The sequence below is a fragment of the Pseudomonas putida genome (genome assembly GCA_041879295.1).
Taxonomy (GTDB): domain Bacteria; phylum Pseudomonadota; class Gammaproteobacteria; order Pseudomonadales; family Pseudomonadaceae; genus Aquipseudomonas; species Aquipseudomonas putida_Y.
The window spans coordinates 4,958,964-4,978,635 of record CP047152.1; the positions used below are offsets into that span (position 1 = coordinate 4,958,964).

Annotated in this window: 8 protein-coding genes, 1 other RNA gene and 2 pseudogenes; 5 read left to right on the forward strand and 6 right to left on the reverse strand. The window is 58.0% G+C overall.

Annotation, left to right across the window (positions count from 1 at the left end):
- Positions 1–57: 57 nt before the first annotated feature.
- The 3 genes from ssrA (at position 58) to GST84_22725 (ending at position 2,446) form a co-directional block, all read left to right on the forward strand.
- Positions 58–449, forward strand: a transfer-messenger RNA (tmRNA) gene (gene ssrA, locus GST84_22715).
- Positions 450–695: 246 nt separating this feature from the next.
- The gene (locus GST84_22720; protein XGB15000.1) at positions 696–944 is read left to right on the forward strand and encodes a hypothetical protein; all 249 of its coding nucleotides are present in this window, start codon (positions 696–698) and stop codon (positions 942–944) included.
- On the forward strand, positions 941–2,446 hold the full coding sequence (locus GST84_22725; protein ID XGB15001.1) for a DUF3987 domain-containing protein: 1,506 nt from the start codon (positions 941–943) through the stop codon (positions 2,444–2,446). The genes GST84_22720 and GST84_22725 overlap by 4 nt, the downstream gene beginning before the upstream one ends.
- Before the next feature lie 175 nt (positions 2,447–2,621).
- Here the strand turns inward: GST84_22725 and GST84_22730 are convergent, their stop codons facing one another.
- The 5 genes and pseudogenes from GST84_22730 to GST84_22750 all read right to left on the reverse strand — a co-directional run bounded on the left by GST84_22730 (position 2,622) and on the right by GST84_22750 (position 11,138).
- Complete coding sequence (locus GST84_22730; GenBank protein XGB15002.1) at positions 2,622–3,533, reverse strand: restriction endonuclease; 912 nt, start codon at positions 3,531–3,533, stop codon at positions 2,622–2,624.
- 45 nt (positions 3,534–3,578) lie between these two features.
- Entirely contained in the window at positions 3,579–6,788 is a 3,210-nt protein-coding gene (locus GST84_22735) for a DEAD/DEAH box helicase family protein (GenBank protein ID XGB15003.1), read from the reverse strand.
- Positions 6,789–7,483: 695 nt separating this feature from the next.
- Positions 7,484–8,116 (reverse strand): annotated as a pseudogene (locus GST84_22740) (restriction endonuclease subunit S).
- 26 nt (positions 8,117–8,142) lie between these two features.
- The gene (locus GST84_22745; protein ID XGB15004.1) at positions 8,143–9,165 is read right to left on the reverse strand and encodes a DUF1016 family protein; all 1,023 of its coding nucleotides are present in this window, start codon (positions 9,163–9,165) and stop codon (positions 8,143–8,145) included.
- Positions 9,162–11,138 (reverse strand): N-6 DNA methylase, encoded by a 1,977-nt coding sequence (locus GST84_22750; protein ID XGB15005.1) that lies wholly within the window; start codon positions 11,136–11,138, stop codon positions 9,162–9,164. Before GST84_22750 ends, GST84_22745 begins: the two co-directional genes overlap by 4 nt.
- A 1,214-nt stretch (positions 11,139–12,352) precedes the next feature.
- Here GST84_22750 and GST84_22755 point away from each other — a divergent pair.
- Positions 12,353–12,697, forward strand: a complete 345-nt coding sequence (locus tag GST84_22755) for a hypothetical protein (protein ID XGB15006.1) — start codon at positions 12,353–12,355, stop codon at positions 12,695–12,697.
- Between the two features lie 462 nt (positions 12,698–13,159).
- On the opposite strand, the pseudogene GST84_22760 reads toward GST84_22755, so the two are convergent.
- Positions 13,160–13,324 (reverse strand): annotated as a pseudogene (locus GST84_22760) (patatin-like phospholipase family protein).
- Between the two features lie 566 nt (positions 13,325–13,890).
- Between GST84_22760 and GST84_22765 the strand changes: the two are divergent.
- Positions 13,891–19,620 carry a DUF4011 domain-containing protein gene (locus GST84_22765; GenBank protein ID XGB15007.1) on the forward strand — a complete coding sequence of 1,910 codons (5,730 nt, stop codon included), beginning with the start codon at positions 13,891–13,893 and terminating at the stop codon, positions 19,618–19,620.
- Positions 19,621–19,672 lie beyond the last annotated feature (52 nt).

A 19,672-nucleotide genomic window follows, 5' to 3' on the forward strand; every position in this document is an offset into this window, starting at 1 on the left:
GCAATGGCGTATACTCCGTCCTACGCGCCGTAAGGTGCGTTAGCCAAGAGCTAGTGCGGGGCCGATTAGGATTCGACGCCGGTAGCGAAACTCTAGGTGCATGCCGAGTTGGTAACAGAACTCGTAAATCCACTGTTGCAACTTCTATAGTTGCCAATGACGAAACCTACGGCGAGGAATCCTACGCTCTCGCAGCGTAAGTGACCTTTGCTTCTGGTAGCTTCGGCTCCAGCAATCACTAGGGGATGCCTGTAAACCCGAACTGATTGTCATACAGAACAGGATCGTCGCGTAGCACGTTGTGGGCGAAGTGACTAAAACTTACACAACTCATCCAAAGCACCCTGCCCGTCGGGCGGCTGCGGATTAAATCAGTAGACACGGCTAAGCATGTAGTACCGACAGCGGAGTACTGGCGGACGGGGGTTCAAATCCCCCCGGCTCCACCAAATTAGCTATATAAATCAGGCACTTAGCGAATAGCTACAGTGCCTTTTTTGTGCCTTTTAGGGCTGTTTTGGCTGGGTTATGCCAGCTTTATGACAGCCTGTCTGCCCGCGAAGCCCATCCGCGGCTGTCGCCTTTACCTCAACAACCGACAGAACGTTTTCCGGCGCTTTTCTGGTTTGAAATCGCCCCCCAGCTGGCTGGACAGGATATTTAATAGGAGTCGACTTACACACAGAGCCCCACACATGTCGACACATGCCCCCAAGAAATACCTGATCAGTCACACCTCTCTGCAGCACTGCTTTGACAAGAGCCGCTCCGGCCTCGAAAAGCTGCGCGAAACCGATCCCAGCTTCCCTCGCCCCATCAAATTTGGCCCGAGCAAACAGGCTGGCGTTTACTTCGTCGTCGCGGAGGTGGAGGCCTGGCTGGAGAACAAGATCAGCGAGCGTGATGGAGTCACCCCGGATCTCTCCAAGAGAGATGAGCAATGACCAAACACGAGCAGATCCCGCCGTTCTTGGCAGAGATGTCCGAACCGGCACTTGCCTCATATCTGAGTCCGGAAATTGCGCCAAAGCCGCTCCCGAGCGGGCTGTCTAGGGTCATGCCCTGGCGTGACGAGCTATTGCCGGCCGATCTGCGGGAATATGTACGTGATGTCGCTGAACGCACCCAGTGCCCGCCAGATTTTATTGGGGTCGCACTCGTGGTTGCTGTCAGCACCGTGGTGGGTCGCAAATTTACCATCCACCCGAAACAGCACGACGACTGGATGGTCGTCCCCAATCAATGGGGCGTCATCATCGGTCGGCCATCTGCGATGAAATCGCCAGCACTCAAACAGGCACTGCGCCCACTGCATGCCCTGGAGTCCAGGGAGCGAAAACAGTACGGCCTGGCTGAGGCCGAGCACAAGGCCAGCAGCGAGCTGCTCGAAATGGAGCGCAACGCCGCCAAGGTCAAGGCAAAAAAACTTCTCGGTAGCGGCGACAAGAACGCAGCTTTGGCGGAACTGAACAGACTTTCCAGCGACATGCAGGCTCCAGTCCTGCGCCGGTACATCGTCAACGACTCAACTGTCGAGAAACTCGGCGAGCTGCTCAACGAAAACCCCAACGGCCTACTGCTTGTGCGTGACGAGCTGGGAGGCTGGCTGGCGACGATACAGAGCGAGGACGGTTCTGTTGCGCGAGCGTTCTACCTGGAATGTTTCGATGGCAACGGCTCATTCACCTACGACCGCATTGGGCGCGGCACCATTTTCATCGAGTCATGCTGTTTATCCTTGATCGGCGGCATTCAACCGTCACGAATCGCATCGCTGGTGCGCGCCGCGATCAGCGGTGAATTGGATGACGGCCTGATTCAGCGCCTGCAACTCGCCGTTTATCCCGACGATGTCCGCGAATGGCGTCTGGTGGACCGCTGGCCGAACAAAGCCGCCACTGAGCGCGTGGATTGGGTTATCGAGCAGCTCGACCAAATACCCGATGAGCCTCGTTCTGCACTCAGGTTCAGCCCGGAGGCACAGGAGATATTTAACGCTTGGTATACCCGTCACATGCAGAAAAGCCGGAGGGAAGAATTACATCCAGCATTGCAATCCCACTTCCTAAAAATGCCGCAGACCATTGCCGGATTAGCACTTCTATTCGAGCTTATCGGCGGAGGACAGCAAGTGGTCAGTGCAGAGGCTGCTACCCGAGCAATTAGCTGGGCGGCCTACCTGATGAGCCATGCACAGCGGTTGTACGGTGCAGCAATTAACGCCCCACTACTGGGGGCCCGGTTGCTCCTGGAACGTCAGCAGAAATTACCCGAGCCGTTTACCGCACGAGAGGTGCGCCAGAAGGACTGGACGGGATTGGGCTCGCAGGACGCCGTGAATAATGCGCTCGCAATTCTGGTTGAACACGACTTCATCGTTGGCTACGAGGTTGCCGGTGAGAAAGGTGGCCGCCCATCGACACGCTATGTCTGGCGAAAAACGTAGCCTCGACCCAACCTGTTTACTCAAAAGGCCGGCAGGGCTACCTACAAAACCTACGAAACCTTGTTCTGTAGGTTTTGTAGGTAGCCCTACCCCCTGGTTGGGATACTAACTGCCAGCCCAACAGTGATATCCGACCTCGTACCTGCTGGGCTGAACCAGCCACCAGGGTTGTGAGTCACTCTTCAGCAAAGTAATCGCTGTCGAGCTGCTTCACCTCGTACACCTGTTTAACGCTCACGCCCAGGTTGTTCTCGACCATCAGCCGCGCGAGCTCGACGCCGTCGATCAGTACCACTTTGATATCCAGGCCAAGTGCCGCCTCGCGTGCGCCTGCGGAAAACTCCGAGGTGGTGATGAATACGCCCTTGCGTGCCCGCTGCCGGGTCAGCGCGCCGATGAACTTGTCGATCTCGGGACGATGCACCGTATTGGTCCAGCGCTTGGCTTGCAGGTAGATCACGTCCAGGCCGAGCTTGTCCTCCTTGATGATGCCGTCAATGCCGTCATCGTTGGTGGCCTGGGTCGCCTTGCCGGCCTCCTTGCGCGAACCGCCATAGCCCATGGCCAACATCAGATCGACCACCAGTTGCTCGAAAAACCCTGGCGTTGCCGCCCTGACCTGCGCCAACAGCTCATCGGCCAGTGACTGCACCAGTGCCTGATGGGCCTCGGCCAATTGCTCGTCCGGTGTGGTCTCGGCAACTTCGACTTCAACCACTCCAAGCACATCAACGCTCTGCGGTTTAGCGGTATGGAAGTCGGCGAACTCCGGAAACTGCTTCAGCCAGGCGACGGTAATGCGCTCTGGGCCGTTGGCCAGCGCTTCCCGACCACGGGCAGTAATCTGCACCATACCCTTGCTCGGAATAGTCAGCAGACCGGCCTTGTTCAGGTAGGTCCTGGCCCAGCCCACCCGGTTGTTGATCACCGTTTGATGCCCCGACGGCAGCCGCTCTTTGCGCTCTTCCTCGGTTAACTGGAATACATCGGCGATGCTTTCGCGCAACACGCTGAGCGGTATCGCTACACCGTCTCGAACCGCCTCCAGCACCGGGCGCATGACACTTTGAAAATCCGGAATCGACATCCTGGTTCCTTCTCCATAATCGCAACTCAGCCCGCTGAAAAACCATCAGAGCCCGCGCATTGCGTGCTCATCAACGCTGTTCATCGCCTTCAGCATTTTGTAGATCACCAGCGCAAACGCCCGGCTCTTGGCCACGTTATCCAGCACTTCCAGCGACAGCTTTTCGTGGTCGGTCATGGCGTCCAGCACGATGTCTTCCACCCGCTTGGGAAACAGGCCGTGCATCACCTGGTCGGCCGGTTGGCTGTTGACCTGGGCCATCACGTCTTCCTGGCGGCTGATGCGCTGGGCGATGCCGGTGAGGAAATGCAGCTGGTCGTCGTCGCTGACTTCGGCACCGAAGATGTCGTTGAGCGCCGCGATGATTTCCGACAGGTGTTTTTTCTCGGGATCGTGGGCCTTGCCGCTGCCGATGTCGGTGGCGGGCTCCAGACCGTATTCGCCCTGCTCCTCGCTCAAGCGTAACTGGTGTTCGGCACGCTTGGTCAGGCGGTAGTGGGTCAGTTGCAGCTCGCCCACATCCACATCGTCTTCTTCCAGGCGGTCGATGCGTAGCAGCGGGTACAAGTGCTTGGCGTACACACAGAGCTGCTCCAGCTCGCGGTCCTCGTAGGGCACGATCTGCGAGAGAAACTCGTACAGGCGCACGAAGCTCTGCAGGTTCTTGCGGAACAGGTCCAACTGATCGACCTGCTCGCCGGCTTCCTTGGCCGCGTGCTCGGCCTTTTTCAGGCCGGCGCTGTCGCCATTGGCTGCGGCAGTACGCTTGAAGTCCAGCGCCTGGGCGCGCGCCTCGGCGGCGAGCTTGTAGCGTTTGGCAAAACGCTCCCTGGCCGGCTGGCAGTAGTAACTGAGCTTGCTGGCGGCGGCCTTGGGGTCGAAGAAGGCGCTGGCGAACGCCTCGATCTCCTGCCAGTGGTAGATGCCCTCGGCATCCAGCTTTTTCTGCAGGTCGTAGATGAGCTGCGGGTCGGTCACGTCGGTCAGTTCGGCCTTGGTGTAGTAAGGCAGGAACGACTCCAGGATGTCCTTGGGATCATTGAAGAAATCGAGGATGAAGGTGCGTTTGTCCGGGAAGGTGCGGTTCAGGCGCGACAGCGTCTGCACGCAGTCCACGCCTTGCAGCTTCTTGTCCACGTACATGGCGCACAGTTTGGGCTGATCGAAGCCGGTCTGGTACTTGTTGGCGGCGATCATCACGTTGAAGTCCTGAGTGTCGAACGCCTTGGCCAGATCGCGGCCATTCAGGCCGGGGTTGAGCAGGCTGCTGTTCTCAGTGACTTCCTCGGGGATCACCCCATCGGGCAATACGCTGCCGGAGAAGGCCACCAGCGGATGCACATCGCTGTAGCCCTGCTGCTTGATGTACTCGTGCATCGCCAATTGGTAACGCACCGCCTCCTGGCGGCTGCTGGTCACCACCATGGCCTTGGCCTGGCCGCCCAGCAGGTAGCGGATGTTCTGCCGGAAGTGCTCGACGATCACCTCGACCTTCTGGCCGATGTTGTACGGGTGCAGGCGCACCCAGCGCGCCAGTTTGCTGCGGGCCTTCTTCGAGTCGACTTCCTCGTCCTCGGCATCCGGGTGGGCGATTTTCCAGGCGGTGCTGTAGGTGGTGTAGTTCTGCAGCACGTCGAGGATAAAACCCTCCTCGATGGCCTGGCGCATCGAATACAGATGAAACGCCTCGGGCTTGTTATCCGCACTCGATGGCAGCTCGGGATTGGCCGGGCGGCCGAACAGCTCCAGGGTCTTGGCCTTGGGTGTGGCGGTAAAGGCGTAGTAGCTGATGCGCTCATTGGGGCTACGCGCGGCCACTGCGGCGTCCAGCAGCTCCTCGGCGCTGACCGATTCTTCCTCGTCAGCTTTATCCGGCGCATCGCTGCCGAGAATCTGTTTCAGCTTGCTGGCCGATGAGCCGGTCTGCGAAGAGTGGGCCTCGTCGGCGATCACCGCATAGCGCCCGGACGCCAGCTTGGGGTACTTGTCCAGGGCATCGAACAGCGCCGGGAAGGTCTGGATGGTGACGATGATGATCCGCGTCTGCTCGGCCAATGCCTCGGCCAGCTGCTCGGACTTGCTGGTGGTGCCGACGTCGCGGGTGATCGGCTTGACCACCCCCTGGGCATGCTCGAACTGGTAGATGGTGTTCTGCAGCTGGCTATCGAGCACGGTGCGATCGGTGACCACGATCACCGAGTTGAACAGCCGTTGCCCGGCCTCGTCGTACAGCGAGGCGAGTTGGTGGGCGGTCCAGGCAATCGAGTTGGACTTGCCCGAGCCGGCGCTGTGCTGGATCAGGTAGCGCCGCCCCGGCCCCTCGGTCTTGGTCGTATCGATCAGCCTGTTGACCACTTCCCACTGGTGATAACGCGGGAAGATCATGGTCTCCTTGGTGATCGGCCTGCCGTCGAAGTCTTCCGAGGTTTGCTTGTCCAGGTGCAGGAAGCGGCCCAGCACCTTGAGCCAGGCATCCGGCTGGAACAGGCGCTGCCACAGGTAGCTGGTGGCGTACTGGCTGTCGTCCTCCGGCAGCGGGTTGCCGGCACCGCCGTCTTCGCTGCCCAGGTTGAACGGCAGGAAGAAGGTGTCCTTGCCGGCCAGCTTAGTGGTCATCGCCACCTCGTTCTGGCCCACGGCGAAATGCACCAGAGCACCGCGTTTGAAGGTCAGCAATGGCTCGGACTTACGCGTCAGCGGATCTTTGACCGGGCGATCCTTGCAGTACTGGCGTTTGGCGTTTTCCACCGACTGTTTGAACTCGCTTTTCAGCTCCAGGGTGGCGGTGGGGATGCCATTGACGAACAGCACCAGGTCCAGGCGCGGGTTGTAGCTCTGGCCGCCGCTCGCGGCTTCCCGCGCATGTGGCGAGTAAGACACTTCCGGCACCACACGCAGGCGGTTGCACTGGTAGCGCTTGAGGGTGTCCGGGTTCATGCCGTGGTCTGGGCGGAAGCTGCACAGATCGACCTTCACCCCCGGTAGTTTGAAGCCATGGCGCAGCACATCCAGGGTGCCGCTCTGCTCCAGTTCGCGCACCACCTTCTGTACCAGCACGCCTTGCGGGTCATTGGGATTGGCCTTGCTGAACTTGTCCCAGCGCTCCGGCCAGGCGTCCTTGAAGTACGCCAGCAGGTCTTCGGTATACAACGCCGTGCGCCGGTCATAGCCGCTGGCCGGACCGGTGAGCCAGCCCTGGGCGGTCATGGCGCTGATGATGTCCTGTTGGAACTGGGCTTCCTTGCTGTCCGCCATTACACGGCCTCTTCTTCTAATACTGGGGAGGACACGCTGGTCGGTGGCTGCCAGCCGCGCACGTCGATCTTGCCGGTGACGGCAGCGGAGATCAGGGCGGCGCGGCGTTCTTGAAGAATGCCTATCAATTGATCTGCTTCGTCTTTCAGAGCTTCCGACTCACCAATTATGGCGTCGATACGTTCCATGATGCTCTGCCTTTCCTCCTCAGGGGGAAGTGCAATACGAATGTTTTTGAACTGATCCCAATATAGGCGCAACCGAAAATCTGTAATGCCGTATGAGTTTTTCCGCATTTCCTCTACAGCACAACTTGTACGCAACAGCCGCTCTACGTACCGAGAAAAATCTCCACTCTTAGGACGAGCAACCACATAAGCGGGGCTAACCAACCCATCAACCAGAACAGCACCAAATCCACCCTGCCAAGCACGCATCATGTTATAGACGAGGTCTCCAGGACGAACTCGCTTGTATTTCTCGCGATCTTCAATACGAGTTATCTTCCGATCAGACTCCTCTTCTGTAAGCTCCTTATCCGAAACACCGTAGTGTATCGATACACGCAGAACCGGAAGCTCGGCCAATCCCTTTTCTACAGCCTCGGAATAAACTGCGCCAATTCGAACAATCACCCAATGCGCCGGCACCTCGCCCAGCCACTCCACCCCGGAGTCCTTCATCGACACCGTCGGGTCAAGGCCTTTGGTCACGGCATGGGAAATCACGGCCTGGCGCTTTTCCTTGAGCAGTTCGATCAGGCGCTGCTGTTCTTCGATCAGGGCGTCGATGCGGGCGGTTTCGTGGTCGAGGAAGCGGGCGATTTGGATTTGTTCGAATAGCTCGGGTGCAGCGACATTGAAGTTATTGATCACATCAGTGGGCACCCGCTTGAGTCCTCCAGCACCGATCATGCTGGAAGTGCAGAAGCTCATGTAACTGTCTTCCTGCACACGGTAATAAAGGTACTCAGCATTAACACCCTGACATGGTCTTAGTACGTTTATTTCGCTGGAGCCGAACCCAATGCCATTGGTCAGTCCCTTGGCAATCGCAATATTCTTATTCTCGAAGCACGGCGTGACCTTAGCCTGCAGTACGTCGCCATCTTCGAAGTAGGTGTAGCCACCAATAACCTCTTCGATGGGGCGCTCTTCGTCCAGCTGCACGACACCAGTTTTCAGCTTCTCCATGGGTACGAAGCTACATAGCTGCTCAGTATCACCGGCGAAACCTGACTTCCTCGGATTGAGTAATGCGAGATGCTTTATAGGCGTCAACATCCAATGCTTGGGCACTTCCCCCAACCACTCCACCCCAGACTCCCTATACGCCGTATATGGCTTGAACTGGCTCATTGCGCCTCTCCCTGTGCGGTATTCAGCGCATAGAACTCATGCAGCTTGGCCTGAAGCAACTGCTTGTCCGGCAGACGGGTCTGGTATTCGGCGATCAGCGCCGGCGACAGGCTGCGGTTGAGGGCGTATTCGACCACCTCGTCGTCCTTGCTGGCACAGAGCAGCACGCCGATGGCGGGGTTTTCGTGGGGTTTGCGCTCGTCGCGATCCAGCGCTTCCAGGTAGAAGCCGAGCTTGCCCAGGTACTCCGGCTCGAAGCGGCCGACCTTGAGCTCGATGGCCACCAGACAATTGAGGCCACGGTGGAAGAACAGCAGATCCAGGGCGAAATCACGCCCGCCGACTTGCAGCGGGTATTCGGAGCCGACAAAACAGAAGTCGCGGCCCAGCTCGATCAGGAACTCCTTGAGCCGGGCCAGCAAGCCCCGGTGCAGATCGGCCTCGGCATGGCCGCCCGGCAGGTCGAGAAACTCGACCATATAGGCATCGCGGAACACTTCCAGCGCGGCGGGGTGAGTGTGTCTCAGGACTGCTGAGACTTTTGCCGGCTGGGTGACACTGCGCTCGAACAGCGCCGCCTTGAACTGGCGCTCCAGCTCGCGCTTCGACCACTTCTCCTGAGCCGCCATGCGCAGGTAGAACTCCCGCTCTTCCGGGAGCTTGCTCTGGCTGAAGATGATCAGGTTGTGCGACCAGGATAATTGTCGCGCCAGTGGTGCGACTTTTTCCTCGGTGCGGTAGGTCTCGTAGAACTGGCGCATGCGGAACAAATTCGACCGGGTAAAACCGCGCAGCCCTGGTTGGGTCCGGGCCAGATGATCGGCCAGCTGGCTGACCACGGCATCGCCCCACTCGGCCTGTTCCAGCTTGCGGCTGATATAAGCGCCGACCTGCCAGTACAGCTCGATCAGCCGGGTATTCACCGCCTGCATGGCCTGCTGCCTGGCACTGTGGATCAGCGCGAGCACTTCGTCGAAACGCTCGTCCGTTGCACTGCGGGGTGTGTTTGGCTCGCTCATGCCGACAGCGCCTCGATCATTTGCTTGATGCGGTCGGTGCAGGCCTTGAGGTCGCGGTCGATGTCTTCCAGCGGGCGCGGCGGCTGGAACACGTAGAAGTGCCGGTTGAACGGAATTTCGAAGCCGACGATACCGACTTCGCCGTCCTGGGCGTCACGCTTGCTCTCGTCGATCCAGGCGTCCGGCACATGGGGCTTCACTTCGCGCTCGAAGTAATCGTAGATCGACTCGCCCAGCGGTACGTTTTCGTTGTCGCGCAGACCGCTATCGGCCTCGGGCTGGCCCTTGGTCATGCAGATATCGGCCTCGGGGTCGCGTTCGCCCAATGCGTTCATCACGGCTTTCTGCTCGGCGGTACTGAGGCTGATGCCATGTCCGGCCAGGGCCTTTTTCAGCACCTTGGCGAACTGCTCGCGGTTACGATGGACGATGCCGGCATCCATTGACTGCAACGCGGTCAGCAGACGCAGGCGGGCGTCGTCGTCCAGCTTCTGCATGGCTTTTTCTTCGAGGACGCGCTCGATGCGTTGCGGGGTGGTCTGGAAGCTCAGGCGCAACGGGCGCTCGACGGTGATGCGCCGGTAGCCGAAGGCTTCGATGGGGAAGATCTTGCTCTGCGCAGTTTGCTCAAAGCGGCCGTAGAGGCGTACCAGGTCGTCGATCTGCTCGTCGGTGATGAACTGGCGCTTGCTGCCCAGGGATTTACGCATCTTGCTGAAGTGCTGGGTGCCATCGACCAGCTGTACCTTGCCCTTGCGCGCGGGGGCCTTGTGGTTGGACAGCACCCACACATAGGTGGCGATGCCGGTGTTGTAGAACATGTCGGTGGGCAGGGCGATGATCGCCTCGACCAGGTCGTTCTGCAGCAGGTAGCGGCGGATCTCCGACTCGCCACTGCCAGCACCGCCGGTGAACAGCGGCGAACCGTTGAGGATGATGCCGATCCGTGAACCGCCTTCACGCGGGTCACGCATCTTGCTGGTCAGGTGCAGCAGGAACAGCAGCGAGCCATCGGACACCCGCGGCAGGCCGGGACCAAAGCGGCCAGCGAAACCCTTTTCCTTGTGCTCGTCGGTGATCCGCTTCTGCACCTTCTTCCACTCGACGCCGAACGGCGGATTGCTGAGCATGAAGTCGAATTTGCCGCCGGCCAGTTGGTCGTCCGAGAGGGTGTTGCCCAGCTTGATGTTCTCGACCTTCTGGCCCTTGATCAGCATGTCCGCCTTGCAGATGGCGTAGGACTCGGGGTTGAGTTCCTGACCATGCAGGGACACGGTGACCTGCTCGCTGATCGACTGAATGTACTCGTCGCCCTCGGACAGGAAGCCGCCGGTGCCCGCCGTCGGGTCGTAAATGGTGACGATGCTGTTGGGCTTGAGCTTGTCGTCCTGGCCGGTGATCACCAACGAGGTGGTCAGGTGCACGATGTCGCGCGGGGTGAAGTGCTCCCCGGCGGTTTCGTTGGAGCTTTCCGCAAATTTGCGGATCAGCTCTTCGAAGATGATGCCCATGCCGAAGTTGCTGATGCGCTCGGGGCTCAGGTCGACCGCCGCGAAGCGCTGCACCACCAGATACAGCAAGTCGGCGCTGGCCAGTTGCTGGACAAAGTCCTCGAAGTGAAAATGCTCGAAGATCTCGCGTCCGTCCGTGCTGAAGGACTGCACATAGCTCATCAAGTCTTCGCTAGTCTGGGTATCGGACAACGTGCCCAGCGACAGCGGCGATGCATTGAAGAACTGCTGACCGGCAGCGCGCAGCAGCAGCTTCTCGCGCACCAGGTCAGGCCGCCCTTCCTGGGCGCAGGATTGGCTGATCACGGCATCCTTGGTCGGCTCCAGCACGCACTCCATGCGCCGCAGCAGGGTGAACGGCAGGATGATGCGGCCGTACTGGGACTGCTTGAAGTCACCGCGCAGCAGATCGGCAATCGACCAGAGGAAAGCGGCCGTTTGGGAATGATTCTCCGTGTTCACGCAATAATTCCTTGGAGTACGGGCAAAAACGCGAGTCTAACCCGTCGAGCTGGCTGCATGTCACAGGCCCGACGGCTCATTTGCGCTCCGTTCCCAATACCCGAGGATGCTCAGGCCGCACCCGAACGTGTCGCCAGCAACGGCATGTCTGCTGCACGCGTTCTTGAAATCGGGTTTTAGCGACCTATGCAGTGATTATCCGACAGGTAATGGATCAGCCGGCTTTGCCATTTGAGCAACTGAATCGCCCCAATGCAGCTCATCGTCGTCATCTATTGTTCATTGGTTGCATGCGCCCTTTCGCTCGCCCGTAGCGTCGTCATCTGACGACCATCTGTTGTCACAGCGTGCGTCTGACGAATGCCCCCTGATGCTCAGTCGTCATCCGTCGTCGATCTGCCGCTGCCGTTATGGCACACAGCGAAGAGCCGAGGCCCTGTAGCCATGCGGCTGCAACGACGACACCTCTTCACGACACCCCTTACCTGGACAGCAACACCCCTTTACAACATCCCTTAATCTGTACAAGACATCCTGAACAACCTGAAACCCAGTAACCACGCTGGCTGCAGCGACGACACCCCTTCACGACACCCCTTACCTGAGCGACAACACCCCTTCACGACACCCCTTACCTGAGCGACAACACCCCTTTACGACACCCCTTAACCTGTAGAAGACGCCCTGAAAAGCCTGAAACCCAGTAACCATGCGGGCTACAGCGGCAACACCCCTTCACGACACCCCTTCGGCCAAAATCGGCAGATTCTCTCTATGTGAGGTGAACCGTCAGACTCCCATAAGCAAGAGAGGCAGTGTGAGCATAATTTTTTGAAACCCGTGTCGCGCAGCGGGTATGAGCGCTGCGCAGGTCGCCCTGGAATTCAATCAGCCAGGTACCGGCGGAAACGGATTTCAGGAGGATGAAATCCTTGGGATTGGCACAGCAGGTGAGAAGCTGGATTCAGTGCAAATTTTCAGCCCAGAAGGAGCAAGACATGGAAGCGATTGAGCTACTGGTTTATGCGGTCATTGGCGTGGTTGGCACTTTGGGAGTGGCTGCGGTGATTGGCTACAAGGTCGCTGATCATCTCGATAAGAAACATCACACCGACTGATATGTCAGCACACCGGCATGCCCGCAGCCGCTGACTTGGGATTCGCCAGTGCTCGGGTAACGTTCAGGCATGTGCCAAGTCCAGCAGGTTCACGTCATGAGCAAAGTTGAGTGTCAGTGCTGCAAGAAGATGATGGTTCCAAAGGTGGTCACCAGCGCGCCGTTCTACATCAGCGGAGTACCCGTGGGCGGCCGTGACCCTGAGTCGTCCGTATGCCCCTTTTGCCTGTCGCCGAAGTGGATGCTCACCGAACATCAGGCTCTGGCTGCCGGCAAGGCCAATGCCGAGTTCTACGGCCTTATGGTTCTCGCACTGGTGAACATCGTTGCGTTCGTCCGTTTCGGTGAAGTGGCGGGCGGTATAGCACTTGCGGTGTCAGTCGCAACCGTTTTCATGCGCGCCAGAATGATTCGAGCCCTGCGCCGTCGCCTGGGCCGTTAAACGAGCCAGTTCACCCCTGGCGACCGCAATTCTACCCAAGCGGAGAATACAGCCGGGGTAGAATTCGCACGGATGTCACTACTGCTCGACAGCACGTAAAACTGCGTCGCTACTCGGTCATTTGATCGCGGATTTTAAGTACTGTGGTGTTACTGCCCCCTGCATGGCGAGCGGCAGCCCGAATCCCGAGGCCAGCGCCGAGCAGCTCACCAATGCGCTGATGCAGCCCCCCTTCTCAGGCCGCCCTTTTGTAAGCACCGAAGTTTTGCCCCTCCAAAGGGGAAGGTTGGCAGTCCGAACCTGCCCTGGGACACCATATAATTCGGGCCTCTCAAGACTTTTTCCTGATAGATCGGTTTGGTCGTGACAGCAGGGTGGCAGCAGTAGGCAAAAGAAAGCCCCGCCGGACAATGCTCAGGCGGGACTTTTTATTCCAAAGACTTTCGGGGCGAAGATTACCCATCAACCAGTATGAAGGGTGTAAGCCTGCAACGAGTCCGGGCCCCCGGTGCGGATCAACTCGCCTCCTTCAATCCACATTTGGGTCGATTGATAGGCGCGTTGCAGCAGCTGATCGGTCTGGCTGAAGTCGAACACTGAAGCGTCCAGTGGACACAACGGCGCGACCGTTAGGCAATTGCACAGACTTGCCCACCCATTTGCATTCGCTCTTACCAGCACACTTCGTGGCCGTGACCGGTAGAGATCGACCGATTCTGTTGAAAAAGTCGGTTTTCCCAAAATGCTCGCGTACTGATGGGGGAAAACACCTCTTTTGCGCGCTGCTATGTGAAATCCGGGGCTGGAAGCCTCTCTCTCTGCTGAAAGCAAGGATTTCAATCTCAGGCGTGTACTTTTCTGCCGTGGGAACCAAGCTGGACTTTTTCAACAGAATCGGTCAGAAGCAGGTATTCAAAATGCCCCCCAGAATAGGGCCGACTTACTGAGTCGTCGCGGCCAGTTAACTTGTCAGTGGGGCATTTCAGGTCGTGCAGTCTCTTTCTCGCTTTACCACATCCAGCCCACCCGCTACTGTGACGTGAACGCAGTCACAGTTTGTTGCATGACACCAGGGACGGCTTCAGCAAGTGAAGCAGCGTCTTAGGCGCCTCTTAAGCCCCCGCCATCCCATCTGTCCTGACTCGGCAAGCTCGGCCTGCATCCGCCTCTACGTTTCCCGATGGATGAATTACATGACGGTGCAATCTCCAGCCAGCCGGCCTTTGACAGTCAATGAAAGGAAGCTCGTACAGGACTGGATACTGGATCTGGTACCTGGAGACGGAGCAGCAGTAGGCAACAAGACCCTCAAGCAGCGGCTTGAACAGAAAGCAGAACTTCATGACTTCGCGGTTACTGACGAAGACTATTGGTTAATTAGGGAAGAACTGATCGCACGAGGCAAACTGCAAAAAGGCAGCGGCCGGGGCGGTTCAGTGTTCCGCTTCGACACCAACTGGAAACCTAGCGCCCAACAGACATCCATCTATGAGCAATCCAACTGGGAGGATCTGGATGAGCCGGCCAGCGACAGCCCGGAAAGCCTGGAAAAACTGCGCAGCCGCCTTTTAGACCTCAGTGCGAGAAACCGGCTTCTGAATTTCTCGCATGCTCGCTCCAAGCGCTTCGCGCGAATTATCGACGAACTCCCCGACCATCTTTTTGAAACGCTGACGACCGACCAGACAATGCGTTTCGCGCCGGTTCCCGAGCCGACAGAGCGCCAGTTAATCGAACAGGGCTATCTCAAGTACGACGAGCAAACCGGCAGTGTCAGCGAGCTTAAGAAACCGCCAACTGCGGAGACCTGGGCGCAGATTCTTGGCATGGAAACCAGCTACGAACTGCCAAAAGGATCGGAAGTGCCCAGCGACAAATACGCTGACGATGCCATTCAAACCCTGTATTACCCAACTGAGCTGGAGTCACGACTGCAGACCCTGCATGCGCAGTCGCGCCTATCGCTCGATGAAACCGGCGCCAACATCCTTTACCTGGCACTAGGATTCCTCGAATGGGATGAGTCAATCGTCGGGAAGAATAGTGCACGCCTTGCCCCACTGATGCTGCTACCCGTCCGCTTGGAGAAAGGAAAGCTCAACCCCAAAACAGCGACCTTCGACTACGAGGTTCTTTACACCGGCGAAGACATCCTCACCAACCTCTCGCTCAGGGAGAAACTTCGTCGAGATTTTGGCATTGCGCTGCCACGTATCACCGAAGACCTACTGCCAGAGGAGTACTTCACTCGAGTACGGGACACAGTTCTCGAAGTGAAGCCGGACTGGAAACTGCACCGCTTTGCCTCCTTGGGCCTGTTCGAGTTCGGCAAGCTGATGATGTATCTGGATCTTGAGCCTGGCAAAAACCAGGTGTTACTCCAGAGCAGTCTGGTTCAGCGGCTGATTGGCCTGGCAGAGAGTGAACGGCCCGAGTCCACTGCCAGTGGATTCAGCAGCGAGCACGCTATCGACCAACTCCAAGATGTGCACCGGAACTATCCACTGATCGATGACGCAGACAGCTCACAGCACAGTGCATTGGTCGATGTGATGCGCGGCGAAGACCTGGTGATCGAAGGGCCGCCTGGTACAGGTAAATCGCAGACCATCACCAACATGATCTCCGCAGCGATGGCGCAGGGCAAAAAAGTGCTCTTCGTTGCTGAAAAACGTGCTGCATTGGAGGTTGTTAAGAACAGACTCACGCGCGCTGGGCTGGGAGAGTTCTGCCTGGAGATACACAGCCACAAAAGCCAGAAGAGTGCGGTGGCTGCAAGTATTGGGCAGCGCATAAGTAATCGAGGTAGCTACCGTGAGCCCGGTCAGCTGAACGATTTGATCAACAACTACGAGCGACTGAAGCAGCAGCTCAATGATCATGTCCGGCAACTGCATAGCCTCCATGCCAATACTGGGCTAACTGCTCACCAGATCCTGATGCAAGCCACGCGCTTACGTGAAAGCTTGACCATCCGACCTGCTGACTTCCATCCCTCCAACGCTGTCAGCCTGGATAAGAGTCAGGTTCATGAGCAAGCGGGTTATTTTGCCCACATCTACACCAAAACTGCACAGGAAGCCGGCCAGAGCGGCAAGCTTGAAACTCATCCATGGTTTGGCTGCACCAAAACGCAAATAAGCGGACTAGAACGATCCGATATCTTGCTCCAGCTGAAAAACACTATAGACGCACTTGATGAGTTAAGCGCAGTGCGAGCCAAGGCCTCGACTGACCTTAAAGCAGCTGATGCTGCCTCGTTCTCCCCCAAGGCCATCCAGCAGTTGGCAAGCGCATTATCGGCAATGCCAATGCCCAAAGGAGACGAAGACTGGGACTTGATCAACCGACTCGATGCCTCTAGCTGTGAGGCGCTCCAGGCCTGGTTAGAAGGCATGGATCAGTTGATGGAGCAGCAAATTGCCCTGAACCAGGCCTTGCACCCCAGTGTCATCGGCTCTCCTCAAGCCCTCGAATTGATTAAGAAATCCTGCGCGCAGATACGGCAGCACAACGATAGTAGCAATCTGAAACTAGATGACCTCCTAGAGTTGATCCAAGAAGCCCAGGAGCTCATTGATGAAGCCCCCAAAGCTCAGTTGCTGATACAAACCATCGCGAAAGCGCCAGCTACTCAGTCGCTCAGAACAGACAAGCAGGGCATCGAGCAATTGAGCCTGTTGCTTGAACTCATGCTGCAAATGCCCATCGCCTTGGCGGAGTGGCGCCACAAACGCTTCGAAGATGCTTCGCTGGACAGAGTTTTACCTGAGCTCAGCGAACTTTTAACCAATATCAAACAGCTCGAAGAGCAGTCCGCCAGCGTCTTCATACTTGACCGACTCCCGGATCACACTCGCCTGGAGGACCTGCAGCGAGTGCTTGCAGACGGCTCGCTATTCCGCTGGTTCAAGAGCAGCTGGCGCTCAGCCAAGGCAGAGGTTCTTGCCATGGTACGGCCAGGTATCAAGCTGAAGTCAGCCCTTCAAATACTGCCGGACGGAATCGCCTACAAACGCAACTATAACCGCCTAGCGACCGACTCAACCTACCGCGAGGTGCTCGGCGAGCACTTCAAGGATGTGGGAACCAAAACCGCTGATCTGATTGCCCTGCGTAACTGGTACCGTGCGCTTCGGGACAAGTGTGGGCGCGGCTTCGGAGGCTGCGTCTGGGTTGCTGAATACCTTCTAAAAGAAAACCCCCTGGTGCTGGAGCGCCTGCTTGGTGAAGCTAGCGAGCTAAAAGAATACTTCTCGGACGTAATGTCCCATCGCAGTGAGCTTGAAAGCACTCTGCCTTTGAATGGTCACCAGCTAAAATCAGAAGACTTGCTGGCCCCCAACGGCCTATACATGCGACTCATCAAGGAAATAGGTGCCGCGCTCAATGCGCTTCTGCCGCTCATTAGCGAACAGGCACCGACCACCGGCCGCGTACTGGCGCTCGCGAAAGCCGTTGAGAACTGGCAGGAACGTGCCGCAGCTCTGCACAACAATGCCGAGCTGCTCGCCTGCCTTAAAGGAGAAGAGCTGCCTAGCTTCGACAATCTGGCCGAAGCGCGTGGCCGTCTGATCGCCTGGCGCCACACCGTATCGTTCGTCCGCCCGATCATGGCGCTGTCGATACGCCACCTGCTAGTACCCCAGCTCTCAGTCTGTACCACCAAACAGGCCGAGCAGTTAGTTGGCAACTGGAACGCCCTGAGCCAGCAGCTGGCTACCGCGCTGCAGGCCTGGGAGCAGGCGTTGACCGGCTTCATTAACGCGGCTGAAGTAGAGCCGGATCATTGGTGGAAGCACGTCGATCAGGACGACCTCACCTGCCTCAATCAACGCATGCAATGGGCAGCGCAGAACGAGGAGCTGATTGAACACTGGCTGGAATACCGTCGCCTACGCAAGCGACTTGCTGATTTGGGCTTTGAAGCAGTGATCTTCGCGGCCGAGAACCAAACACTAACGGCGGATAGGGCCAAAGATGCCTGCCTGCTGGGCCTTATGGATCTCTGGGCCAAACAAATACTCGAAAACAATCCGGCGCTGGGGCAGTTCTCCGGCAAGGACCAAGAGGCCATCCGAGCTCGCTTTGTCGAGATAGACAATCAGCTCACCAAACTTCAACGTGAGCAGTTGGCCGCTAAGATCGATCAGCACAAGGTTCCAGAAGGCAACAACTCTGGCAAAGTCAAAGATCGCACCCAGCTCGCCTTGCTGAAACATGAGGCTGGCAAGAAAACTCGACACGAATCCATTCGCTCGTTAATGCTGCGCGCCCCTGAAGCACTACAAGGGCTGAAACCCTGTTTCATGATGTCGCCCATGGCAGTCGCTCAGTACCTGCCCGCCGGCAAGGTGCACTTCGACATCATCGTCATGGACGAAGCTTCGCAGATGCGACCGGAAGAAGCCCTAGGCGCCATCTCCCGAGGCAGCCAACTGGTCGTCGTCGGCGATCCCAAACAGCTGCCTCCTACCAGCTTCTTCTCCCGTCAAGGTGGTAATGACGACGAATACAGCGACGAAACCTCTCTGGCTCAGGATTCGGAAAGTATCCTCGAAGCGGCCATGCCGCTGTTCAAGTTGCGCCGCCTGCGCTGGCACTATCGTTCGCGTCATGAAAGCCTGATCGCCTTCTCCAACAAAGCTTTCTACGACAGCAACCTGGTGGTCTACCCATCACCTCACCGTGAATCGAACGAATTCGGCGTGAAGTTTGTGCGGGTAGCTCGCGGGCGTTTTGTTGAACAGCGCAACATTGAAGAAGCAGAGATCATCGCCAAAGCCATCGAGCACCATTTGCTACACCGCCCCGAAGAGTCGCTCGGCGTCGTCGCCATGAACGTCAAACAAGCCGAACAAATTGACCGCGCCCTAGAGCAGCTCGCCAAACAGAATCCAACGCTGCAGGAGGCCCTCAGCCGTAACAAAGAAATCGATGAGCCGCTGTTCATCAAGAACCTGGAGAACGTCCAGGGTGACGAACGCGACGTTATCTACATCTCCACCACCTATGGCCCAATGGAGATCGGCGGTACCGTGCCGCAGCGCTTTGGCCCCATCACCGGCGCAGATGGCTGGCGCCGCCTGAACGTGCTGTTCACCCGCTCCAAGAAGCGCATGCAAGTGTTCGCTTCTTTCACCGCCAGCGACGTGGTTGCGACTGGTACATCAAGCCGTGGCGTGCTTGCCCTGCGCGACTTCTTGCAATTCGCCGAATCGGGACATATGCCCCATATCCGCGAAACGGGCAGATCCTCAGACAGCGACTTCGAAGTCGCTGTTATCGAGGAACTAGAACGCCACGGTTATCAGTGCGAGCCTCAGGTCGGTGTCGCCGGCTTCTTCATCGATCTGGCCGTTCGCGATCCTGGCCAGCCTGGCCGCTATTTGATGGGCATCGAGTGCGATGGTGCGGCCTACCACTCGGCCAAGTCAGCCCGCGACCGCGACCGCCTGCGCCAGAGCGTGCTGGAGCAGCTCGGCTGGCGTATCCGCCGCATCTGGTCGGTGGACTGGTTCCGCAATACCAGGCTACAGCTCGAACCTATCCTTCAGGAACTCGCCGCACTGCGTACCGAACCGGCCATGGAGGCAGAGCCAGAACAGGCCGAAGAACAGATCATCCAGCAAGTCGCCGAGGAGCAGAACCAGCACGCCGAACGTATCACCCAAGACGGAGATACCAGCTTGCGCGAGAGACTGCTCTACCTGGATCAGCAGATCATCCGCGCAGCCCTTCCCAACACGTCTGACAATCGCCGCCTGCTGCGCCCCGCCATGCTCGAAGCCCTGTTGGAGTTCAAACCGGCCGACCGCAGTGAGTTTCAGCAGCGGCTGCCGGGCTACCTGCGCGAGGGCACCGACCCTGCCGAGGGGCGTTTCATCGACGACGTACTCACCCTGATCGGTGACTACGCATAAGACATTTTCACAACCCTCTGCATGGCGTGGATAATCCACGCCAACGGCCGAT

Coding starts and splice junctions, on each gene's coding strand:
- GST84_22720 (XGB15000.1), top strand. CDS start 696: ATGTCGACACATGCCCCCAAGAAATACCTGATCAGTCACACCTCTCTG.
- GST84_22725 (XGB15001.1), top strand. CDS start 941: ATGACCAAACACGAGCAGATCCCGCCGTTCTTGGCAGAGATGTCCGAA.
- GST84_22730 (XGB15002.1), bottom strand. CDS start 3,533: ATGTCGATTCCGGATTTTCAAAGTGTCATGCGCCCGGTGCTGGAGGCG.
- GST84_22735 (XGB15003.1), bottom strand. CDS start 6,788: ATGGCGGACAGCAAGGAAGCCCAGTTCCAACAGGACATCATCAGCGCC.
- GST84_22745 (XGB15004.1), bottom strand. CDS start 9,165: ATGAGCGAGCCAAACACACCCCGCAGTGCAACGGACGAGCGTTTCGAC.
- GST84_22755 (XGB15006.1), top strand. CDS start 12,353: ATGAGCAAAGTTGAGTGTCAGTGCTGCAAGAAGATGATGGTTCCAAAG.
- GST84_22765 (XGB15007.1), top strand. CDS start 13,891: ATGACGGTGCAATCTCCAGCCAGCCGGCCTTTGACAGTCAATGAAAGG.